Source organism: Streptomyces sp. NPDC004610 (genome assembly GCF_040609715.1).
In the GTDB taxonomy this organism is placed as follows: Bacteria; Actinomycetota; Actinomycetes; order Streptomycetales; family Streptomycetaceae; genus Streptomyces.
Genome location: NZ_JBEXLA010000017.1, coordinates 51,411 through 71,799 on the forward strand (window position 1 = coordinate 51,411; position 20,389 = coordinate 71,799).

Sequence of the window (20,389 nt, forward strand, 5' to 3'; positions counted from 1 at the left end):
CGAGCCGGCGTCAGGAGGTGCCGGGTCGGGGTCGGGAGGTGTGCCGGGTCCGGCTTCGGGAGATGCCGGTCCGTGGTCGGGAGGTGCCGGGTCCGGCTTCAAGAGGTGTGCCGGGTCCGGGGTCGGGAGGTGTGCCGGGTCCGGTCCGGCGTCAGGCGATGCCGAGTTCCTTGCCGATGAAGTCCATGAGTTCGTCGTCCGTGGCGGCGGAGAGCGCGTCGGAGACGTCCCCCGGGTCCACCGCCGATTCCGCCTCCACCGCTGCCTCCGGCTCCGGCTTCGGCTCCGGGGCCAGCCGCTCGTACAGCAGGTCCGCCAGGGCGCGCGGGGTGGGGTGGTCGAAGACGACGGTGGTGGGCAGGTTGAGGCCGGTGTGCCGGTTGAGGCGGTTGCGGAGTTCGACGGTGGTGAGGGAGTCGAAGCCCTGGGCCTTGAAACCCCGGTGGATGTCGACCGAGTCGGCCGACCGGCCGCCCTGCACCTCGGCGACCTGGGTGCGGACGAACCGCAGCAGCAGACGCCGCCGCTCGTGCTCGTCGCGGGCCGCCGCCAGTTCGGTGGCGAGCCCGGCGCGCGGTTCCGGCTCCCCGGTGCCCGGCTCGGCGTCCGGGCCCTGGGCGGTCAGTTCTTCGAGCAGGGGGTGGGCGCGGAGCGCGGCGAGGGCCGGCCAGTCGGCGCGGCAGACGACGAGATGGGTCTCGTCCCGGTCGAGGGCCCGTCGCAGGGCGCGCAGGGCGCCCTCGGGGGCCATGGGCAGCAGCCCGCGCCGGGCGACCCGCCCGCTGTCCTGCCCGGCGATCCCGTCGCCCGCCCACAGGCCCCAGGAGATCGAGGTGGCCGGGAGCCCGGCGGCCCGCCGCCGCTGGGCGAGGGCATCGAGGTAGGCGTTGCCCGGCGCGTAGTTGGCCTGTCCCGGGGTGCCGAGGACGCCGGTCGCCGAGGAGAACAGCACGAACGCGCTCAGATCGAGGTCCCTGGTGAGGTCGTCCAGGTGCCGGGCGCCCACGGCCTTCACCCGCAGCACCCGGTCGAGGCGGGCCGGGGTGAGCGCGTCGAGCGGGGCGTCGTCCAGGACGGCGGCGGTGTGGAGGACGGCGGTGAGGGGGTGCTCGGGCGGTACGGCGGCGATGACCCGGGCGAGTGCCGCGCGGTCGGCGACATCGCAGGCGGCGAGGGTGACCCGGGCGCCGAGGGCGGTGAGTTCGTCGCGCAGCGCGGTGGCGCCGGGCGCGTCGGGGCCGCGTCTGCTGAGCAGCAGGAGGTGGTCGGCGCCCTGGCGGGCCAGTCGGAGGGCGGTGTGGCGGGCGAGGGCCCCGGTGCCGCCGGTGATCAGGATGGTGCCGGTCGGCTGCCACCGCCGCCCGGGGCGGCCGTCGTCGGGGGCGGGGACGAGTCTGCGGGCGAGCAGCCCCTGGGGCCGGACGGCGAGTTCGGCCTCCCGGTGACGGCCGGTCACGGCGGTCACCACCTGGGCGGCGGCGTGGGCGTCGGGCCGTGCGGGCAGGTCCACGATCCCGCCCCAGCCCGGGGTCTCGGTGGCGGCGACCACGGCGAGCCCCCAGACGGCCGCACCGCCCGGGTCGGGTACTGCCTCGTCGTCGGGGCCGGTGGTGACGGCTCCCCGGGTGAGTGTCCAGAGCGGTCCGCCCCCGCCGCCCGTGTCCCATGCCTGGGCGAGGGCCGTGGTGGCGGCGAGGCCGCGCGGCAGGGCGGGCAGCGCCGGGTCCGCCCCGGTGTCCAGGGCGAGCAGGGAGAGCGCCCCGGACACCGGGCGGTCCGGGAGCCGGTCGACGGCCTCGCCGAGCAGCCGGGTCAGCGTGGCCCGGTCGGCACCGTCCACCGGCACCGCGACCCGCTCCACCAGCGCCCCGGCCTCGCTCAGCGCCCGCTCCAGCAGCGCCCCCCAGCCGTCCTCCGCCCGCCCGGTCCCGAACAGCAGCCAGCGGCCCCGCAGTTCCCCGGCCGGTACGGCGACCGGCTGCCAGCGCACCCGGTGCCGCCAGCCGTGGCTCTCGTCGTCCCGCTCGGCCCGCCAGGCGGCCAGCGCGGGCAGGACGGCGTCCAGGGCCGCGCGCTGTCCGGTCCCGGTGAGTCCGAGCGCCCCGGCGAGGTCGGTGGTGTCGCCGCGCCGGACGAGGTCCCAGAAGCCGTCGTCGCCGGGGGCGGGCCGGGGCGCGGGCGCCTCGATCCAGTGGCGGCGCCGCTGGAAGGCGTACGTCGGCAGGGTGATCCGGCTCGGCCCGGGGTGGCCCAGGACCGCGCTCCAGTCGACCTCGGCGCCCCGGGCGTGGACCGTGCCGAGCGCGCCGAGCAGGGTCTCCGGCTCCGGTCGGTCCCGGCGCAGTACGGCGGCGAGGGCGGGCGGGGGTGTGCCGTCGCCGTCCGGGGCGGCGGGCAGGGCCTCCTGCGCCAGCGCGGTGAGGACGGCGTCCGGGCCCAGCTCCAGATAGGCGGTCACCCCGTCCGCCGCGAGCCCCCGTACGGCGTCCAGGAAGCGGACGGTGCCCCGCAGATGGGCGGCCCAGTGGCCGGGCGGGACGGGCCGGTCCCCGGTGTGGAGGGTGCCGTCGAGGGCGCTGAGCAGCGGGGTGTGCGGGGGCCGGGCGGCGAGCCCGTCGGCGAGCCGGCCGAACTCCTCCGTCACCGGGTCCATCAGCGGCGAGTGGAAGGCGTGACTGGTACGGAGCCTGCGGATACGGCGGCCCCGCGCGCGGAACCCTTCGGCGACGGCGAGCACCTCGGGCTCGGTCCCCGAGATCACCGTCGCCGAGGGCCCGTTGACGGCGGCGATCCCGACGCTCTCCGCCAGCCCGTCGAGCGCCTTCCGCACCTCGTCCTCGTCGGCCTCCAGGGCGACCATCGCGCCGCCCTCCGGCAGGGCCTGCATCAGCCGGCCCCGGGCGGTGACCAGTGCCGCCGCGTCGGCGAGATCGAGGGCGCCCGCGCAGTGCGCGGCGGCGAGTTCGCCGATCGAGTGCCCGGCCACCACATCGGGCCGCACCCCCCACGACTCCAGCAGCCGGAACAGGGCCACCTCCAGCGCGAACAGGGCGGGCTGGGTGGTGCGGGTGCGGTCGAGTTCCCGGGCGGCGGCGGGGGTGGACGCGAGGAGGGTCTCCCGGAGGGGGGCGGCGGAGGCGGGGCGGTGGGCGTCGAGCGCGGCGCAGATCTCGTCGAGCGCGGCGGCGAAGAGGGGGTGGGCTGCGTACAGCTCCCGGCCGGTGCCAGGGCGTTGGCTGCCCTGGCCGGTGAAGAGGAAGGCGAGTTTGCCGGGGGCGGTGGAGCGGCCCCGCACGAGCAGTGCCGTCTCCTCGCCGTCCCGGCCCGCCGGGAGGGCAGCGCCGCCGTCGGGCAGTGCGCTCACGGCCGCGCGCAGGGCGGAGGGGTCCCGGGCGACGACGACGGCCCGGTGCTCGAAACGGGGCCTGCGGGCGAGGGCGTGGGCCACGTCGGCGGGGGCGGGGGCGGGGGCGGGACCGGGGGGTTCGGCGAGGTCGGCGGCCAGGCGGGCGGCCTGGTCCTTGAGTGCCTCGGGGGTGCGGGCGGAGAGGACCCAGGGGAGGGGGACGGGGGGCGTGTCCGGAGAGGTGGGGGCGTCCGCCAAGGGCGCCTCTTCCAGGATCAGATGGGCGTTGGTGCCGCTGATGCCGAAGGCGGAGACGGCGGCGCGGCGCGGTCGGCCGTCCGGGGCCGCCCAGGGGGTGTTCCGGGTGAGCAGTTCGACCGTTCCGGCGCTCCAGTCGACATGCGGGGTGGGCCGGTCGATGTGCAGGGTCGCGGGGAGCGTCCCGTGGCGCAGGGCCTCCGTCATCTTGATGACCGAGGTGATCCCGGCGGCGGCCTGGGTGTGGCCGATGGCGGACTTGAGGGAGCCGAGGCGCAGCGGCCGGTCCGGGGAGCGGTCGTGGCCGTAGGTCCGCAGCAGGGCGCGTGCCTCGATGGGGTCGCCGAGGGTGGTGCCGGTGCCATGGGCCTCGACGGCGTCGATGTCGTGCGGGGTGAGGCGGGCGTCGGCGAGCGCCTGCCGGATCACCCGTTCCTGGGCGGGCCCGTTGGGGGCGGTGAGGCCGTTGCTGGCGCCGTCGGAGTTGACGGCGCTGCCCCGGATCAGGGCGAGCACCCGGCGTCCGGCGCGGCGGGCGTCGGAGAGCCGCTCCAGCAGGACCAGGCCGACGCCCTCGGACCAGGCGGTGCCGTCGGCTGCGGCGGCGAACGGCTTGCACCGGCCGTCCGGGGCCAGCCCGCGCTGCCGGCTGAACTCGGTGAACATCCCCGGCGTCGCCATCACCGCCGCCCCGCCCGCGACGGCGAGCCCGCACTCGCCGGAGCGCAGCGCCCGCACCGCGAGATGCAGCGCCACCAGCGAGGAGGAGCAGGCGGTGTCGACGGTCAGCGCGGGCCCCTCGAAGCCGTAGGTGTAGGCGATCCGGCCCGAGGCGACGCTGACGCCGGAGCCGGTGAGCCGGTATCCGGCGCCGGTCCCGGTGGCCTCGTGCAGCCGGGGGCCGTACTCCTGCTGGGAGGCGCCGACGAAGACCCCGGTGGCGGTGGCGCGCAGTGCGGCGGGGTCGATCCCGGCCCGCTCCAGCAGTTCCCAGGAGGTCTCCAGCAGCAGCCGCTGCTGCGGGTCCATGGCCTCGGCCTCGCGCGGGGTGAGCCCGAAGAAGTCGGCGTCGAACCGGTCGGCGTCGTGGAGGAAGCCGCCGCGCCGGACGGTGGAACGCCCCGGCCGGTCCGGGTCGGGGTCGTAGAGGTCCTCGTCCCAGCCCCGGTTGACGGGGAAGCCGCTGGTGGCGTCCGTGCCGTCGAGCAGGAGCCGCCACAGGTGCTCGGGGGTGTCGGCTCCGCCGGGCCAGCGTCCGGCGGTGGCGACGACGGCGATGGGGTCGTCGTCGGTGGCGGCGGACAGCGGGGCGGCCTGCGCGGTGTCGGGGCGGGCGCCGAGGTGGGCGGCGAGGGCGAGGGGGGTGGGGTGGTCGTAGACGAGGGTCGGCAGCGGTTCCGTGCCGGTGGCGCGCGCGAGCCGGTCCGCGAACTCCACCGCGCCCAGGGAGTCCAGCCCCAGCGCCTTGAAGGTGCGGGCCGGGTCGACATCGTGGGCGGACGCGAGCCCGAGCACCTCGGCGGCGGCGACCCGGACGAGGGCGAGCGGGTCGGCGAGGTGGGCCGGGGCCGGGGTGACGGTGGGCTGCGGCAGGGTCGGTGTCTCTGCGGGGGCCGTGGGCGTGCCCGCCGCGAAGTGGTACGGCTGCCGCTGGAAGGCGTACGTCGGCAGCGGTACCCGGGCGGCGGCCCCGCCGCTGTCGCCGTCCCCCGTCCAGTCGGTCGCCGTGCCCGTGACGTGGAGTTCGGCGAGGCCGGTGAGGAGGGAGAGCCGTTCGTCCTGGGCGGGGCGGAGCAGGGGGACGGCGGTGGTGGTGTTCCCGGCGGTGGAGGTGCGGGTGAGGGTGGTGAGGACGTTGCCGGGGCCCAGTTCCGCGTAGTGGGTGATGCCGTGCGCGGCCGAGTGGCGTACGGCGTCGTGGAAGCGGACGGGGCGGCGGAGGTGCTCGGCCCAGTAGTCGGGCGAGGTGAGTTCGGCGGGGGTGGCCGGGAGGCCGGTCAGATCGGAGAGGACGGCGAGGGCGGGCGGGCGGAAGGTGAGTGCGGTGGCGGTCCGGCGGAACGCGTCGACCGCGCTGTCCATGTGCGGGGAGTGGAAGGCGTGGCTGACCGTCAGCCGCCGTGTCCTGCGGCCGAGTTGGGCGAAGTGCGCGGCGACCTGTCCGGCCGCGTCCCTGTCCCCGGAGATCACGATCGCGCGCGGTCCGTTGACGGCGGCGAGGGCGAGCCTGCCGGGGTGGTCGGCGAGCAGGGGTGCGGCCTCGTCGGCGGTGGCCTCGACGGCGATCATCGCGCCGTCCGCGCGGGCCTCCTCCATCAGCCGGCCCCTGGCGGCGACGAGGGTGACCGCGTCGGGGAGGGCGAGGACCCCGGCGGCATGGGCGGCGGTGAGTCCGCCGATGGAGTGGCCTAGGACGGCGTCGGGGGCGGGCAGGTGCCGGGCGAGCAGCCGGAACAGGGCGGTGCCCAGCGCGAACAGGCCCGCCTGGGTGTAGCGGGTGCGGTCCAGGAGGGCGGCGTCCGGGGTGCCGGGGGCGGCGAACAGGACGTCCCGGAGCGGCCGGTCGAGATGGGGCGCGAACAGGTCGCACACCTCGTCGAGCGCCTCGGCGAAGGCGGGGGTCGTCGCGTAGAGCCCCTGTCCCGCTCCGGGCCGCTGGCTGCCCTGCCCGGGGAAGAGGAAGGCGAGGGCGGAGGGCGGGGTGGGGGCGGCGGGGGCGCGGCCCTGGACTGCGGACGGGGCGGGTCCGCCGGTGGCGAGGGCGTCCAGGGTGTGCAGCAGGTCCTCGCGGCCGGTGCCGAGGGCGACCGCGCGGTACGGGAAGTGGGTGCGGGTGGTGGCGAGGGCGTGGCCGACGGCGTCGGTGGCCAGTGCGGGCCGGGCCCGGACATGGGCGGCGAGCCGCCCGGCCTGGGCCCGCAGCGCGGCGGGGGTGGCGGCGGAGAGGGGCCAGGGGGTGAGGGGGGTGGCTTCGACGGGGGCGGCTTCGGTGAACGCGGCTTCAGTCGCTGCGGCTTCGATCGGCGCGGCTTCAGTCGTACCGGCTTCGATCGGCCCGGCTTCAGTCGGCCCAGCTTCAATCAGCCCGGCGTCAATCGGCGCGGCTTCGCTGAGGCCGGTACTCACCGCCGTGTGCGGGGGCGGTGGTTCCGCCAGCAGGACATGGCAGTTGGTGCCGCCCATCCCGAACGAGCTGACTCCCGCAATCAGTTGCCGCTCCGGGTGCGGCCAGGGCTCCCGGGCGACCGGTATCCGCAGGCCCAGTTCGGCGAGCGGGATCCGGGGGTGGGGAGTCTCGTGGCCGAGGGTCGGGGGCAGTTCGCGGTGGCGGAGGCCCAGGAGCGTCCTGAGCAGTCCGGCGATCCCGGCGGCGCCCTCCAGATGCCCGATGGTGGCCTTCACCGACCCGACCGGCAGCGGCTGACCGGCGGGCCTGCCGGTGCCGTACACCGCGCCGAGCGCCGCCGCCTCCACCGGATCGCCGACGGGGGTGCCGGTGCCGTGCAGTTCGACGTACTGCACGGCGTCCGGGCCGATCCCGGCGTCCTGGAGGGCGGCGCGTACCACGTCCTGCTGGGCCTCGGTGCTGGGCACGGTCAGGCCGTCGGTGGCGCCGTCGTTGTTGACGGCGCTGCCGAGGATCACGGCGTGCACCCGGTCGCCGTCGGCGAGCGCGGCGGCCAGGGGTTTGAGGAGGACGAGGCCGCCGCCCTCGCCGCGTACATAGCCGTCGGCGCGGGCGTCGAAGGGGTGGGAGCGGCCCTCGGGGGAGAGTCCGCCGAAGCGGGCGGCGGCCGTGGTGCTGTCCGGGGCGAGATTGAGATTGACCCCGCCGGCCAGGGCGAGCGCGCAGTCGCCGGCGCGGACGGCGCGGTGGGCCAGATGGAGGGAGACCAGGGCGGAGGACTGGGCGGAATCGACGGTGAGGCTGGGGCCGCGCAGGCCGAGGGTGTAGGAGATCCGGTTGGCGAGCAGGCCCCGGTTGAGTCCGGTGAGGGTGTGGCGGGTGAGGGGGGCGGCGCCGGGCCGGTGGCGCAGGGTGGCGTAGTCGGACGCCATGGCGCCGAGGTAGACGCCGACGGGGGTGCCCGCGAGGGTGGCGGGCACGATCCCGGCCTCTTCGAGGGTCTCCCAGGCGAGTTCGAGGACGAGCCGCTGCTGCGGGTCCATCTCGGCGGCCTCGCGCGGGGCGATCCCGAAGAAACCGGCGTCGAAGCGGTCGACGTCGGGCAGGAAGCCGCCGGGCAGGCCGTTGCCGGGGTCGCGGTCCGCCGGCGCCGGGCCGATCGCGCTCCCCCCGCCGCTCAGCAGGTCCCAGAAGGCGTCCGGGTCGGGTGCGCCCGGCAGCCGGCAGGCCATTCCGATCACGGCGACGGGAGTGGTGGTCATCCTTCTCACCGACCCCTTTCCAACTTGCTCGACATTCCGGCCGGGACAATTTCCCGCTGCATCCATCCCGTTGCCGCCGATGATTCACCGGGCACCGGAATTCGCCCGGCACTTCACCGGATCCGCGTCCCCATTCTCGCCGCACGGAATTCATCGGGCCCACCCCTAGCCTCCCCCTAGAACCCCGATCCACCGCCCCGGCCTGCCACTTCACCGCCCGACCCGGAACAGCCCCACCCCTGGAAGACCATTTCCCCGCCCCTACCCCTACCCCCGGCACTTAGGGGTTCCGGTGAGGAAATGACCCACCTTACCGTCGGTGACAAACAAGGACCGGACGCAGAGAGAGAAGCCACCCATGGACGCATTGACGGAAGCGGTTGTGCGGGGTGCCTCCGCCGAGGAACTCGAACGGGCGCCGGTCCCGGCGGATTTCACCGCCGCACACATCCGGCAGGAGGACACCGGGATCTTCGACGGCGTGGCGGACCCGGACGTACGGCGGTCGCTGCGGGTGGGCCGGGTGCCGATGCCGGCGCTCGCGCCGGACGAGGTGCTGGTGGCGGTGATGGCCAGCTCCATCAACTACAACACCGTCTGGTCGGCGACGTTCAAGCCGGTGTCGACGTTCGGCGCGCTCAAGCGGTTCGCGCGCGGCGGGGGGTATCCGGCCCGGCACGACCAGCCGTACCAGGTCGTGGGCTCGGACGCGGCCGGGGTGATCGTGCGGATCGGGGCGGGGGTGCGGCGCTGGAAGGTCGGTGACCATGTGGCGGTCAACGCGGCCGTGGTGGACGACCAGGACCCGGTGACCCACCACGACGGAATGCTGGGCGCCGACCAGAAGGCGTGGGGCTATGAGACCAACTTCGGTGGCCTGGCGCACTACACCGTCGTCCGGGCCAGTCAGCTGCTGGCCAAGCCGGGCCATCTGACCTGGGAGGAGACGGCGTGCGTCCCGCTGTGCGGGGGGACCGCGTACCGGATGCTGGTCAGCGACCGGGGGGCCCGGATCAAGCAGGGTGACATCGTGCTGATCTGGGGCGCGACGGGCGGGCTCGGGGCGTTCGCCGTGCAGTTGGTGAAGAACGGCGGGGGCATTCCGGTCGGGGTGGTCAACTCCGAGGAGAAGGCGAAGCTGCTGAGGCGGCTGGGCTGCGATGTGGTGATCAACCGTACGGAGATCGGGATCGGCGGCGAGGTCGCGGCCGGTGCGGACACGGTGGACCGGGCCAAGCGGCTGGGCCGGGCGATCCGGGCGGAGCTGGGCGAGGACCCGCATGTGGTCTTCGACCATGTGGGCCGGGCGACCTTCGGCATCTCGGTGATCGTGGCCCGACGCGGCGGCACGGTCGTCACCTGCGGGTCGAGCACGGGCTACGAGCACTCCTTCGACAACCGCTACTTCTGGATGAACCTCAAGCGGATCGTGGGCAGTCACGGCATGAATCTCAACGAGGCCGCGGAGATGATGCGCCTGGTCGGGCTGGGCGCGGTCGCGCCGGTGCTGTCGGAGGTGTATCCGCTGGCGGAGGTGGGCGAGGCGGCCCGGCTGGTCCAGACGAACCGGCACACCGGCAAGGTCGGCGTCCTCGCCCTGGCCCCCTCCCCCGGCCTCGGCGTCACCGACCCGGCCACGCGCGCCGCGCTGGGCGAGGAACGGCTCGGTCCCCTGCGGTCTGCCGTCCGGCAGCCGGCGGGGGTGGGCTGAGCGCCCGCGCTCCGGCAGCCGACGGCGGTGGGCCGAGCGCCCGCCATCCGGCAACCGGTGCCGGTGGGGCGTTGGCGCCCGGCAGCCGACGGCGGCGGGCTGAGCGGGCCCACGTCTCCCGGTGACCGGCCATCGCCGGATGAGGGCCTCGCAGCGGCGCTACGACGATCGGCCACCACCGGATGAGAGCTCCGCAGCGGCCCTACGGCGATCGGCCACCACTGGATGCGGGCCCCCAACGACCCCACGACGGTCGCCCACCGCCATATGCGGGCCCCGCCTCCGCCCTCGACACCCGGCCCCCCATCACCCGCCACCCGCCACCCGCCGCCCCAGCGAACGGACCCCACCACCTCCCCACGACAGCCGACCACCACCGCCAACCCCCGCGCCTCAGCCCCCCGGCGGCCAACCACCGCCAGCCAACCGGATCCCCACCCCAACCCTCCGGCACCCGGCCGCCAACACCCCACCGGCACCCCTCCCAGCCCCCCAGCATCCGGCACCCGCCCCCACCACTCCCCCTCGTCCGGGCGGACACCCACCACCCCCACTCCCCAGGTTCTGGACAGCGAGAAGAGGATCCACCACCCATGACCGCCCCCACCTCCCCCTCCACCCCCATCGCCCCCGCCTCCCCCCAGACCACCACCGCGCTGCCCACGCTCCCCGAGGTGCTGCGGCAGCGCGCCCTCACCCGTCCCGACGGCACCGCCTATGTCTTTCTGCGCAACGGGGAGACCCCCGAGCGGTCGCTGACCTACCGGCAACTCGACGAGAGCGCGCGGGCGCTGGCCGCAGGGCCGCACCTCGCCGGTCTCTCGGGGCTCACCGACCTCACCAAACTCACCGGCCTCACCGAACTCACCAACACCCGGCCCGGTGCGGAGCCCTCCGCCGTCCTTCTCTACCCCTCCGGCCTGGACTTCGTCGCCGCGCTGCTCGCCTGCATGTACGCGGGCGTGGCGGGCGCCCCCGTGCAGGTGCCCTCCCGGCTGCGGGGGGTGACCCGGCTGCGCCGGATCGCCGACGACGCCGGGACGGCCACCGTGCTGACCACGTCCGCCGTGAAGCGCGACCTGGAGGAACGATTCGGCGACACCCCGCAGCTCGCCGGGCTGACCCTCGTCCCGACCGATGTCCCGGCCGCCCCGCCACCCGAGGACTGGACCCCTCCCCCGGTGGCGGAGGACGGGATCGCCCTGCTCCAGTACACCTCCGGCTCCACCGGTGACCCGAAGGGCGTGCGGGTCACCCACGCCAACTTCCGGGCCAATGTGGCGGAGACGGATCTGCTGTGGCCGTGCCGGGCGGACAGCGCGGTCGTCAACTGGCTGCCGCTCTTCCACGACATGGGCATGCTGTTCGGGGTCGTGCTGCCGCTGTGGGCGGGGATCCCGGCGTATCTGATGAGCCCGGAGGCGTTCATCCGGCGGCCGGGGCGCTGGCTGGAGGCGATCTCCCGGTTCCGGGGCAGCCACACGGCGGCGCCGAGTTTCGCGTACGAGCTGTGTGTGCGGGACGCGGCCGGTGGGGTGGCGGACGGGCTGGATCTGTCGTCGCTGCGGGTGGCCGCGAACGGGGCGGAGCCGGTGCGCTGGAGCACGGTCCGCGCCTTCACCCAGGCGTTCGCGCCGGCCGGTTTCCGCCCCCGGGCGATGTGCCCCGGCTACGGCCTGGCGGAGAACACCCTCAAGGTCACCGGCAGCCCGGAGGACCGCGAGCCCACCCTGCTGCCGCTGGACGCCGAGGCCCTGCGCGCGGGCCACGCCCGGCCCCGCCCGGTGCAGGACGGTCCCGGCCCGGAGGTGGTGCACGCGGTCGGCTGCGGTACGACGGTGGGCGCGTCCGAGGTCCGGATCGCCGACCCCGACACCGGCGCCGGGCTGGCCGAGGACGCGGTGGGCGAGATCTGGGTGTCCGGTCCCTGTGTCGCGGACGGCTACCACGGGCGGGGGGAGGAGAGCGTGCGGACCTTCCGGGCCCGGCTGAGCGGCGAGGAGCACCGGGGCGCCTGGCTGCGCACCGGGGATCTGGGGTTCCTGCACGCCGGGGAGCTGTTCGTGACCGGCCGGCTGAAGGACGTCATCATCCGCAAGGGGCGCAACTTCTACCCCCAGGACATCGAGGCGTCGGCGGAGCGGGCCGATCCGGCGCTGCGGCCCAACTGCGCGGCGGCGTTCTCGGTGGACGACGGCACCGCCGAACTGCTGGTCCTGGTGGTGGAGGCCGACGGCCGCGCGCTGCGCGACGGGGGCCCGGACGGGCTGCGGGAGCGGGTGCGGGAGGCGGTGCGGGAGGGCCAGCGGCTGGTGCCGGACGCGGTCGTCCTGGTCCGGCGGGGCGCGCTGCCGAAGACATCGAGCGGGAAGGTGCAGCGCCGGGAGACCCGGCGGCGTTATCTGGCGGGCGAGTTGGGGGCGGTGGCGTCGGCCGGGATCGAGGTGGCCCGGTGACCGGCGCCGGGGGCGGGGCGGACGGGTCGCGCCGGACGCTGCGCGCCGCCCCGTCCGGCCCCGGCGCGCGCGTTCTGGGCGTGGGCGCCTACCGGCCTTCGCGGGTGGTGTCCAACGCCGAGGTCGCCGGGGCGATCGACTCCAGCGACGACTGGATCCGGCGCCGGTCGGGGATCGTCACCCGGCGGTTCGCCGCGCCGGACGAGACGGTGGTGGAGATGGCGGCGACGGCGTCGCTGAAGGCGCTGGCGCAGGCGGGGGTGGCGCCGGAGTCGGTGGACGCGGTGCTGCTGGCGTCGATGTCGGTGCTGGAGCAGTCGCCCCCGGCGGCGCCCCGGCTCGCGCACCGGATCGGCGCGGCCGGGGCGGGTGCCGTCGATGTCGGCGCGGCCTGCGCGGGCTTCGTCCACGCGCTGGCGACGGCCGATTCGCTGATCCGGTCCGGCAACGCCCGGTATGTGGTGGTGGCCGGTGCGGAGCGGATGTCGGACATCGTGGACCCGGGGGACCGGGGGACGGCGTTCCTGTTCGGGGACGGGGCCGGCGCGGTGGTGGTGGGCCCGTCCGGCGAACCCGGCATCGGGCCGGTGGTGTGGGGCTCGCAGGGCGACCGGCACTCGGCCATCGCCCACTCGGACCCCTGGCCGGTGCAGGGCACGGCCGCCGCCGGGACCGTACCGACCATGCGGATGGACGGTCCGGCGGTGTTCCGGTGGGCGGTGGCGACCGTGCCGAGGGCGGCGCGGGCCGCGCTCGCGGCGGCCGGGGTCACGGCGGACGACCTGGCGGCGTTCGTCCCGCACCAGGCCAATCTGCGGATCATCGACGCGGCGGTGACCCAGCTGGCCCTGCCGGACCGTGTCGCCGTGGCCCGGGACGTGGTCGATACGGCGAACACCTCGGCGGCGTCCATACCGCTGGCGCTGGAGGCGCTGATCGCCCGGGGCGCGGTGCCCCGCCGGGGTCTGGCGCTGCTGGTCGGTTTCGGCGCGGGTCTGTCGCACGCGGCGCAGGTGGTGCGGCTGCCGTGACCGGCCGCGCCGGGTCAGTCCAGCCAGGGCGCGGTGAACGCCTGGACGGCGGCGCCGTCGAGGTCGGCCAGCTTGACGGCGGCGAGGGCGCGGGCCGCGTCGGAGGTCTGCACCCGGAACGGCGGCCGGTCGGCGTCCAGCACGTCCACCACGACGGCCGCCGCCTCGTCCGCGCTCTGCGCCTGCTCGAAGAGTCCGGCGGTGGCCTCCAGATAGGACTTGAACGCCGCTTCGTAGGGTCCGGCCGACTCGACGAGCCCGGGGACGGACGGGGCGAGCCGGGTGACGAACTCGCTGGCCACGGGGCCGGGTTCCACGACGGTGACGGTCACGCCGGTGCGGGCGGCGACCGGGGCCAGCGACTCCAGGAACCCTTCGAGGGCGAACTTGGCTGCGCAGTACGCCTCGTTGAAGGGCTGTCCGATCAGTCCGCCCAGGCTCGACACCGCGATCAGCCGCCCCCCGCTCGCCCGCAGCTGCGGCAGCGCCGCCCGGGTCAGCTCCACCGCGCCGAGGAAGTTCGTCTCCAGTACGGCACGGAAGGCGTCGACGCCGATCTGCTCGACGGTGCCGAGGCGGCCGACCCCGGCGTTGCTGACGACGGCGTCGAGCCGCCCGTGGGTGTCGACGGTCTCGCGGATCGCGGCGGCGACGGACTCCGGCTCGGTCACGTCCAGCCGGGCGATCCGCAGCCGTCCGCCCACCCCGGCGGCGTCGGCGGCGGCGCGCAGCGCGTCACCCCGGGCCGGGTCGCGGAGGGTGGCGACGACCTGGTGCCCGGCGACGGCGGCCCGCACGGCGGTGGCGAGGCCGATCCCGGAGGAGCTGCCGGTGACGAGGACGGTACGGGGGTCGGTCATGGGTGTCTCTCCTGGTGCGGTGGGCGGGGGCGCGTAGACGGCACGCTGTCATCGCGGCGGGGCCGGGCCAACCCCTAGATTCCGGGCCCCTTCCCCTGCTTTCGACCGGTTCGCGCCCCCCGCTTGACAGGGCGGCGCGGCACCCGGTGAAGCCGACCGGGGCGGCGGGCGCCGGACGGTCCCGCAGCACCGCCCAATACGGAACAGAGAGTGTCAAGTGATCGTGATTACTTATCAGTTGGTGCTACTTTGCGGCCATGAGACCCGTCTTTGACATCATCGCGCTGCGCAGTCTCGTGGCGGTGGCGGACGAGGGCGGGTTCCGCCGGGCGGCCGAGTCCCTGACGCTGAGCCAGTCGGCGGTGAGCCAGCATGTGCGGCGGCTGGAGAAGACCCTGGGCCGCCCGGTGGTGGAACGCAGCGGACGCACCACCCGGTTCACCCCGGCGGGCAGACTGCTGCTCGACGAGGCCCGCTGGATACTCGGGGTGCATGACGAGGCCGCCCGGCGGCTGCTCGGCGCCGAGCCCACCACCGTCGTCATCGGCTCCGCGGAGCACGCCGCCGACCAGATCCTGCCCAGCGTCACCGAGGCCGTCCAGCGCACCCTGCCCCGCTGCCAGGTCCGCTTCCGCATCGACCGCTCGGCCCGGCTGGTGGAGGCCGTGGACCGCCGGTCGGTGGATGTGGCGGTGTATGTCACGGAGGCGGTCGCGGTGGGCGGTACGCCGGTCGGCGGGCTGCCCCTGAAGTGGTACGCGGCGCCCGGCTGGAACCCGCCGCCCGCACCGGCGCCGGTGCCGCTGGCCGCGATCGAGGAGCCCTGCGCGGTCCGCCGCCAGGCCCTGGAGGTGCTGTCGGCGCACGCCATCCCGGCCTCGGTGATCTGCGAGGCGGGCTATCTGACCGGCGTCCTGGAGGCCACCCGCGCCGGACTCGGGGTGGCCCTGCTGGCGGCCACCGCCCGGGGCTACGACGGCCTGGTGGAGTACGCGGGCCTGCCCCGCTCCCCCGCGATCCGGATGAGCGCGCACGCCCGGCCGGGCGCGGCCCCTGCGATGGTCAGCCATGTGGTGGAGACCGTCCGCGCGCTGCTGAGCGGCCTGGACACCCCGCTGCCCCTGCTGACGGCGGACGATCTCACGGACGCCCAGTGGGAGGCGGTCGAGCCCCTGCTCCCGGTCGGCGAACGCGGCCCCTACCCCGAGGGCCTGCGGGCCCAGTTCAACGGGGTGCTGTGGCGGTTCCGCACCGACAGCCCCTGGCGCACCATGCCGGTCCGCTACGGCGCCTGGCAGACCGTCCACCACCGCTTCCGCCAGTGGGCGGGAACGGGCACCTTCACCCGCCTCCTGGCGGCCCCGCCCCCGGGCGAACCGTCCGCACACCCCGGCTGGACAGCGGCCCTGCGCAAGGCGGTGGAGGAGGAGCGGGTGCTGCACACCGGGCCGGAGTGACGCCGGGCACTGCTTCAACGGGCCTGAGGACAAGGCTTCTGGGGGCGCCGGGGGTACCCGTACCCCTCCGGCGAGGACCACCTGCGCGACCGGCCGCACACGCCCACAATCCCCCGACCCACCCCCTGCCCACCCGGTCTGAAAGGGTGTCCACATGACCAGCACCACACCCGACGGCCGCCCCGTCCCTCCCCCGCACGCCGACGAGCACACCATGCTGGACGCATGGCTCGACTTCCATCGAGCGACCCTGGCCCTCAAGTGCGCCGGACTGACGGACGACCAGCTCCGCCTCGCCCCGGCCGCCCCCTCACCCCTGACCCTGCTGGGCCTGGTCCAGCACATGGCCGAGGTCGAACGGAACTGGCTGCGCCGCATCTTCGGCGGCGAGCGCCTGCCCCCGGTGTTCGGGCCGGACAACACCGACGGCTACGCCCTCGACCCCGGCCGCGGACTGGACGCCGCCACCCACGCCTGGCGGGCGGAGATCGCCCGTGGCCGCGAACTGACCGCCGACGCCTCGCTGGACGACTCCGGGCACCTCTCCCCGGAGGAGGCCCGGCATCTCGGCGGTGACCGGGGCGTCTCCCTGCGCTGGATCCTGATCCACCTCATCGAGGAGTACGCCCGCCACAACGGCCACGCGGACCTCCTCCGCGAACAGATCGACGGCGTCACGGGGGCATGACGGGGGCGTGAGGAACGGCGGTACACGGCGGTACCGGCCGAGCACTGCTCACGACCACCCGCGAATGCTTGGCTGACCCCCATGCCCCCCATGACCCCCCTGCCGTCCACGCCGTCCACGCCGTCCGTGCCTCCCTCCCCCTCCCTCGGTGTCGCCCGCCCCGACCAGGCCGCCTACATGCTGCGCGCCGCGGAGCGTGACGCCGGGCGGGCCTACAAGGCGCGGTTGCTCGATCTGCTGGACGTCCGTGCCGGTCACACCGTGCTCGACCTCGGGTGCGGTCCCGGGACCGATCTCCCGGCGCTGGCCGAGCGGGCCGGCGCCGAGGGCACGGTCATCGCCGTCGACCGGGATCCGGACATGCTGGCTCGGGCGCGGGAACGGACGGCGGGCCTGGCGGGGGTGGAGCTGCGGGCGGGCGACGCGCATGATCTGCCGGTCGGGGCCGGTTCGGTGGACCGGGCCAGGACCGACCGGATGCTGATGCATGTCGCCGACCCCGCCCAGGTCCTCGCCGAACTGCATCGGGTGGCCCGGCCGGGCGCGCGGATCGGGCTGGCCGAACCCGACTGGGACACGCTGATCGTGGACTCCGACGACCTGGAGACGAGCCGCGCGTTCACCGGTTACACCACCGCGGTGGCGGTCCGGAACGCGACCGTCGGGCGGTCGCTGCCCCGGCTGGCCGCGCGGGCGGGGTTCCGGGTGGAGACCGTGTTCACCGAGACCCCGCACTTCGAGGATGCCGAGGAGGCCGACTACGCGCTGGGCCTCGGCCGGAACATGGAACGGGCCATCGCGGAGGGCCGGGTGACGCAGGAGCGGGGGCGCCGCTGGTTCGCCGGGCTGTCGGAAGGGCCGTTCTTCGCGTCGTTCACGCTGGTGGCGGTGGTGTGTGTGCGATGAGGCACTCACATGGAGCGGGACCCGCACCGGGCGGTGACGACCCGGCACCCACCTCTGGTGGACGCCACCCGCGCTCACCGCCCGTGCCCTGGCGGCCGGTTCGCCCCGAACCGTGATCGGGCTGGTGGGCCCGCCGGGCGCCGGGAAGAGCACCCTGGCCGAGGCGCTGGTGACCGCACTCGGCCCCGCCACCGCCGCCCTCGTCCCGATGGACGGCTTCCAGCTGAGCGACGCCGTCCTGGAGTCGCTCGGCCGCCGGGACCGCAAGGGCGCCCCGGACACCTTCGACGCCGCCGGGTCTGTGGCGCTGTCGCGGCGGCTGCGCGCGGGCGGACCCGATGCGGTGTACGCGCCCGTCTTCCGCCGGGATCGGGAGGAGCCGATCGGCGCCGCCGTCGCCGTACCGCCGTCCATCCCCCTCGTGATCACCGGGGGCAACTACCTCCTCCTGGACACTCACCCCTGGCGGGAGGTGCGGGCCCTGCTGGACGCCGCCTGGTGTCTCCAACTCGACGACGGTGTGCGCCGGTGAGAAGCCGAGCGGCGTTCACGCGCGGGCTACGGCAGGGACAGATCGATCGCCCGGTCGATCGCGGCCGGGTTCAGCACCCGGAGGATGCCCTCCAGCAGGTAGTAGTCGGCGTAGGGCAGGGAGATCTCGATGCCGTCCTCGGCGCGGCGGTTGCGGGTGCAGCGGGCGACCACCGCGTCCGCGCGGGCCGACGCGCGCGTCAGACAGGTCCGGGAGAGCGCGGTGAGGATCCGGATCGCGGTCTGCCGGTAGGAGTCCCGGCCGGTCGCGGCGGCCAGGTCGAGCAGCCCGCACGCCATGACGGCCCCGGCGGAGGCGTCCTTGATGTCGTGGGGCTGCTGGGGCGAGCGGTAGTCCCACACCGGGACGTGGTCGTCGGTCAGCGCGCCGATCGCGTAGTCGGCGAGGCGGCGGGCGGTGGTGAGGAACTGCGGGTCGCCGGTGCGGCGGTAGGTGGTGGTGAACCCGTACAGGCCCCATGCCTGGCCGCGTGACCAGCAGGAGGTGGGGCTGTAGCCCTGGACGGTGTCGGGGCCGATGGGGGTGCCGGTGGCCGGGTCGAAGTCGTGGACGTGCGGGGTGGAGCCGTCGGCGCGCAGGAAGTACCGCTGGGTCGTCCGCGCGTGTTCGACGGCGATGTCGAGGTACTTCCGGTCGCCGCTCTGTTCGGTGGCGAAGGCGAGCAGGTCAAGGTTCATCATGGTGTCGACGATGACCCGGCCCGCGTTGTTGGGGTCGTCGAGGCCGCCCCAGGCGCGCAGGAACCTGCCGCGCGGGTTGTAGCGGCGGATGAGGGTGTCGGCGGCGCGCAGGGCGCCGGTGCGCCAGGTGTCGTCGCCGGTCAGCCGCCAGGCGGTGACCCAGGAGGGGTAGAAGAGGAAGCCCAGGTCATGGGTGGTGGTGTCGCTCTGGCGCGGGGCGAGCCCGCGCGCCGAGTCGAGGGCGAGGGTCCGGAAGGTGTCGTCGCCGCTGTGGAGGTGTGCCATCCAGAGGGTGCCGGGCCAGAAGCCGCCCACCCAGTCGCCGTTCTGGGAGTACGTCCACTTCTCGAATCTGGTCCCGACCGGGAAGCCGCTCACTCCCGGTGCGACGGCCCGCAGCTTCTCCACCGCGTAGTCGGCGGCGGAGCGCAGGACCGCGAGTTGGGCGGTCCCGGCCCGCTGCGGGGCCGGGACCTGATCACCGGCCCCCGCGGCGACGGCGGGGGCCGGAAGGGCGGTGGCCGCGGTGGCGGCGGCCGTGACCGAGAGAACCGTGCGTCGGGGGATGCTCATGGGTGTCCTCCCACAGGGCGGTACCACGGAGACGTCGGGCGATTTTGGCATGCCCATCACCGTGCCGTACACCCATGTGCGTGATGTTCAAGGACATGAACATCGTGAACATCACGAGGAGCGTCATGAGGCGTCCCGGACGAGGCTCAGAGCAACGCCAGTCCCGGGTTGTGGAGCACCGCGCCGATGTCGGCGAGCAGTTGGGAGCCCTGCTGTCCGTCGATCAGCCGGTGGTCGAAGGACAGCGCCAGCTGGGTCACCCAGCGCGGCTCGATCCGCTCCGCGCCGGACGCGTCGGTCACCACCCACGGGGTCCGGCGGATGGCGCCCATGGCGAGGATCGCCGCCTCCCCCGGGTTGATGATCGGGGTCCCGGTGTCGACCCCGAACACCCCCACATTGGTGATGGTGATCGTCCCGTCCGTCATCGACTGAGGTGTGGCCTTGCCCGACCGGGCCATGGCCGTCAACTCGGCCAGCCCCTCGGCCAGTCCGCGCAGGGACAGCTGGTCGGCCCGCTTGATGTTGGGGACGATCAGCCCCCGGTCCGTCGCCGCCGCGATCCCCAGGTTCACATAGTGCTTGAGGACGATCTCCTGCGCCGCCTCGTCCCAGCTGGCGTTGGCGTCCGGCGTGGTGCGCAGCGCCAGCACCAGGGCCCGTGCCACGAACAGCAGCGGGGTGACTCTCAGCTCACGGAACTCACGCCGGGCGGCGACCGTATCCCGCAACTCCATGGTCGCCGTCATGTCCACGGTCATGAACTCGGTGACATGCGGCGCGGTGAACGCCGAGGCGACCATCGCCGCCGCGGTGTGCTTGCGCACCCCCCGGATGGGGATACGCGTCTCGGTGCCGGGGACGGCGGTCACGGGCCGGGGCGGCGCGGGCACCGCCGGGGACCCCGCGTCCGCCGCGCGGCGGACGTCGTCGCGGGTGACGGTGCCACCGGGCCCGGTCGGGGTGATCGTGGTGATGTCCACGCCCAGGTCCTTGGCGAGCTTGCGGACCGGGGGTTTGGCGGCGGTGCGCTCGGTGGGTACGGCGGGCGCGACGGGCGCGGGAGCGGCGGGCGCCGCGGCCGGGACGGGGGCCGGGGGCGTCGTCGTCGTACCGCGTCGGCGGCGCCGTCGGCCACCCCCCTCCTGCGGACCGTAGCCGACCAGCATGGGCTCGCCGTCGCTGTCCGCGCCGCCACCGCCGCTGGACGGTGGGGCGGCGGGGGCCTCGGTGGCGATGGTGATCAGCGGCCGGCCGACCGGGAGGGTCTCGCCCTCGGCGGCGTGCAGGGTGGCGACCACCCCCGCGTAGGGGGAGGGCAGTTCCACGGCCGCCTTGGCGGTCTCGACCTCGACGAGGGTCTGATTGACCTCGACGGTGTCACCCACCTTCACGGACCACTGGAGGATGTCGGCCTCGGTGAGTCCCTCGCCGACATCGGGAAGCAGGAAGACTTGTTCGGACACGGTGACCGTCTCCTC

At 75.2% G+C, this 20,389-nt stretch carries 11 protein-coding genes; 7 read left to right on the forward strand and 4 right to left on the reverse strand.

All coding sequences use genetic code 11. The annotated features are described in order from the left end of the window. Positions 1 to 151 precede the first annotated feature (151 nt). A complete protein-coding gene (locus ABZX40_RS20250) occupies positions 152 to 7,993 on the reverse strand; it encodes a type I polyketide synthase (RefSeq protein WP_355733727.1) in 7,842 nt (2,613 codons plus the stop codon). A 358-nt stretch (positions 7,994 to 8,351) separates the two neighbouring features. On the opposite strand from ABZX40_RS20250, the gene ccrA reads away from it, so the two are divergent. The 3 genes from ccrA (at position 8,352) to ABZX40_RS20265 (ending at position 13,191) form a co-directional block, all read left to right on the forward strand. Then, positions 8,352 to 9,704 (forward strand): crotonyl-CoA carboxylase/reductase, encoded by a 1,353-nt coding sequence (ccrA, locus tag ABZX40_RS20255; protein WP_355733730.1) that lies wholly within the window; start codon positions 8,352 to 8,354, stop codon positions 9,702 to 9,704. A gap of 593 nt (positions 9,705 to 10,297) precedes the next feature. Beyond that, the gene (locus tag ABZX40_RS20260; RefSeq protein WP_355733732.1) at positions 10,298 to 12,160 is read left to right on the forward strand and encodes a fatty acyl-AMP ligase; all 1,863 of its coding nucleotides are present in this window, start codon (positions 10,298 to 10,300) and stop codon (positions 12,158 to 12,160) included. 38 nt (positions 12,161 to 12,198) lie between these two features. Then, a complete protein-coding gene (locus tag ABZX40_RS20265) occupies positions 12,199 to 13,191 on the forward strand; it encodes a beta-ketoacyl-ACP synthase III (RefSeq protein WP_355733930.1) in 993 nt (330 codons plus the stop codon). Between the two features lie 14 nt (positions 13,192 to 13,205). Here ABZX40_RS20265 and ABZX40_RS20270 read toward each other — a convergent pair whose 3' ends face one another. Beyond that, the gene (locus ABZX40_RS20270) at positions 13,206 to 14,051 is read right to left on the reverse strand and encodes an SDR family oxidoreductase (RefSeq protein ID WP_355733735.1); all 846 of its coding nucleotides are present in this window, start codon (positions 14,049 to 14,051) and stop codon (positions 13,206 to 13,208) included. A gap of 257 nt (positions 14,052 to 14,308) precedes the next feature. Between ABZX40_RS20270 and ABZX40_RS20275 the strand changes: the two genes are divergently transcribed. The 4 genes from ABZX40_RS20275 (at position 14,309) to ABZX40_RS20290 (ending at position 17,634) form a co-directional block, all read left to right on the forward strand. After that, on the forward strand, positions 14,309 to 15,508 hold the full coding sequence (locus ABZX40_RS20275) for a transposase (protein ID WP_355733738.1): 1,200 nt from the start codon (positions 14,309 to 14,311) through the stop codon (positions 15,506 to 15,508). Positions 15,509 to 15,662: 154 nt separating this feature from the next. Next, positions 15,663 to 16,196 (forward strand): DinB family protein, encoded by a 534-nt coding sequence (locus ABZX40_RS20280; RefSeq protein WP_355733740.1) that lies wholly within the window; start codon positions 15,663 to 15,665, stop codon positions 16,194 to 16,196. Positions 16,197 to 16,277: 81 nt separating this feature from the next. Beyond that, entirely contained in the window at positions 16,278 to 17,102 is an 825-nt protein-coding gene (locus tag ABZX40_RS20285; RefSeq protein WP_355733742.1) for a methyltransferase domain-containing protein, read from the forward strand. Between the two features lie 112 nt (positions 17,103 to 17,214). Next, the gene (locus ABZX40_RS20290; RefSeq protein ID WP_355733745.1) at positions 17,215 to 17,634 is read left to right on the forward strand and encodes an AAA family ATPase; all 420 of its coding nucleotides are present in this window, start codon (positions 17,215 to 17,217) and stop codon (positions 17,632 to 17,634) included. A gap of 26 nt (positions 17,635 to 17,660) precedes the next feature. Here ABZX40_RS20290 and ABZX40_RS20295 read toward each other — a convergent pair whose 3' ends face one another. Both ABZX40_RS20295 and ABZX40_RS20300 read right to left on the reverse strand, forming a co-directional pair. Then, positions 17,661 to 18,908: a glycoside hydrolase family 88 protein gene (locus tag ABZX40_RS20295; RefSeq protein ID WP_355733748.1), complete on the reverse strand. Its 1,248-nt coding sequence runs from the start codon at positions 18,906 to 18,908 to the stop codon at positions 17,661 to 17,663. A gap of 146 nt (positions 18,909 to 19,054) precedes the next feature. Then, positions 19,055 to 20,374: a dihydrolipoamide acetyltransferase family protein gene (locus tag ABZX40_RS20300; protein ID WP_355733751.1), complete on the reverse strand. Its 1,320-nt coding sequence runs from the start codon at positions 20,372 to 20,374 to the stop codon at positions 19,055 to 19,057. Positions 20,375 to 20,389 lie beyond the last annotated feature (15 nt).

Bases quoted from the DNA above. Each gene is read 5' to 3' on its own strand.
- ABZX40_RS20250 (WP_355733727.1), bottom strand. From the start codon at position 7,993: ATGACCACCACTCCCGTCGCCGTGATCGGAATGGCCTGCCGGCTGCCG.
- ccrA (WP_355733730.1), top strand. From the start codon at position 8,352: ATGGACGCATTGACGGAAGCGGTTGTGCGGGGTGCCTCCGCCGAGGAA.
- ABZX40_RS20260 (WP_355733732.1), top strand. From the start codon at position 10,298: ATGACCGCCCCCACCTCCCCCTCCACCCCCATCGCCCCCGCCTCCCCC.
- ABZX40_RS20270 (WP_355733735.1), bottom strand. From the start codon at position 14,051: ATGACCGACCCCCGTACCGTCCTCGTCACCGGCAGCTCCTCCGGGATC.
- ABZX40_RS20275 (WP_355733738.1), top strand. From the start codon at position 14,309: ATGAGACCCGTCTTTGACATCATCGCGCTGCGCAGTCTCGTGGCGGTG.
- ABZX40_RS20280 (WP_355733740.1), top strand. From the start codon at position 15,663: ATGACCAGCACCACACCCGACGGCCGCCCCGTCCCTCCCCCGCACGCC.
- ABZX40_RS20285 (WP_355733742.1), top strand. From the start codon at position 16,278: ATGCCCCCCATGACCCCCCTGCCGTCCACGCCGTCCACGCCGTCCGTG.
- ABZX40_RS20295 (WP_355733748.1), bottom strand. From the start codon at position 18,908: ATGAGCATCCCCCGACGCACGGTTCTCTCGGTCACGGCCGCCGCCACC.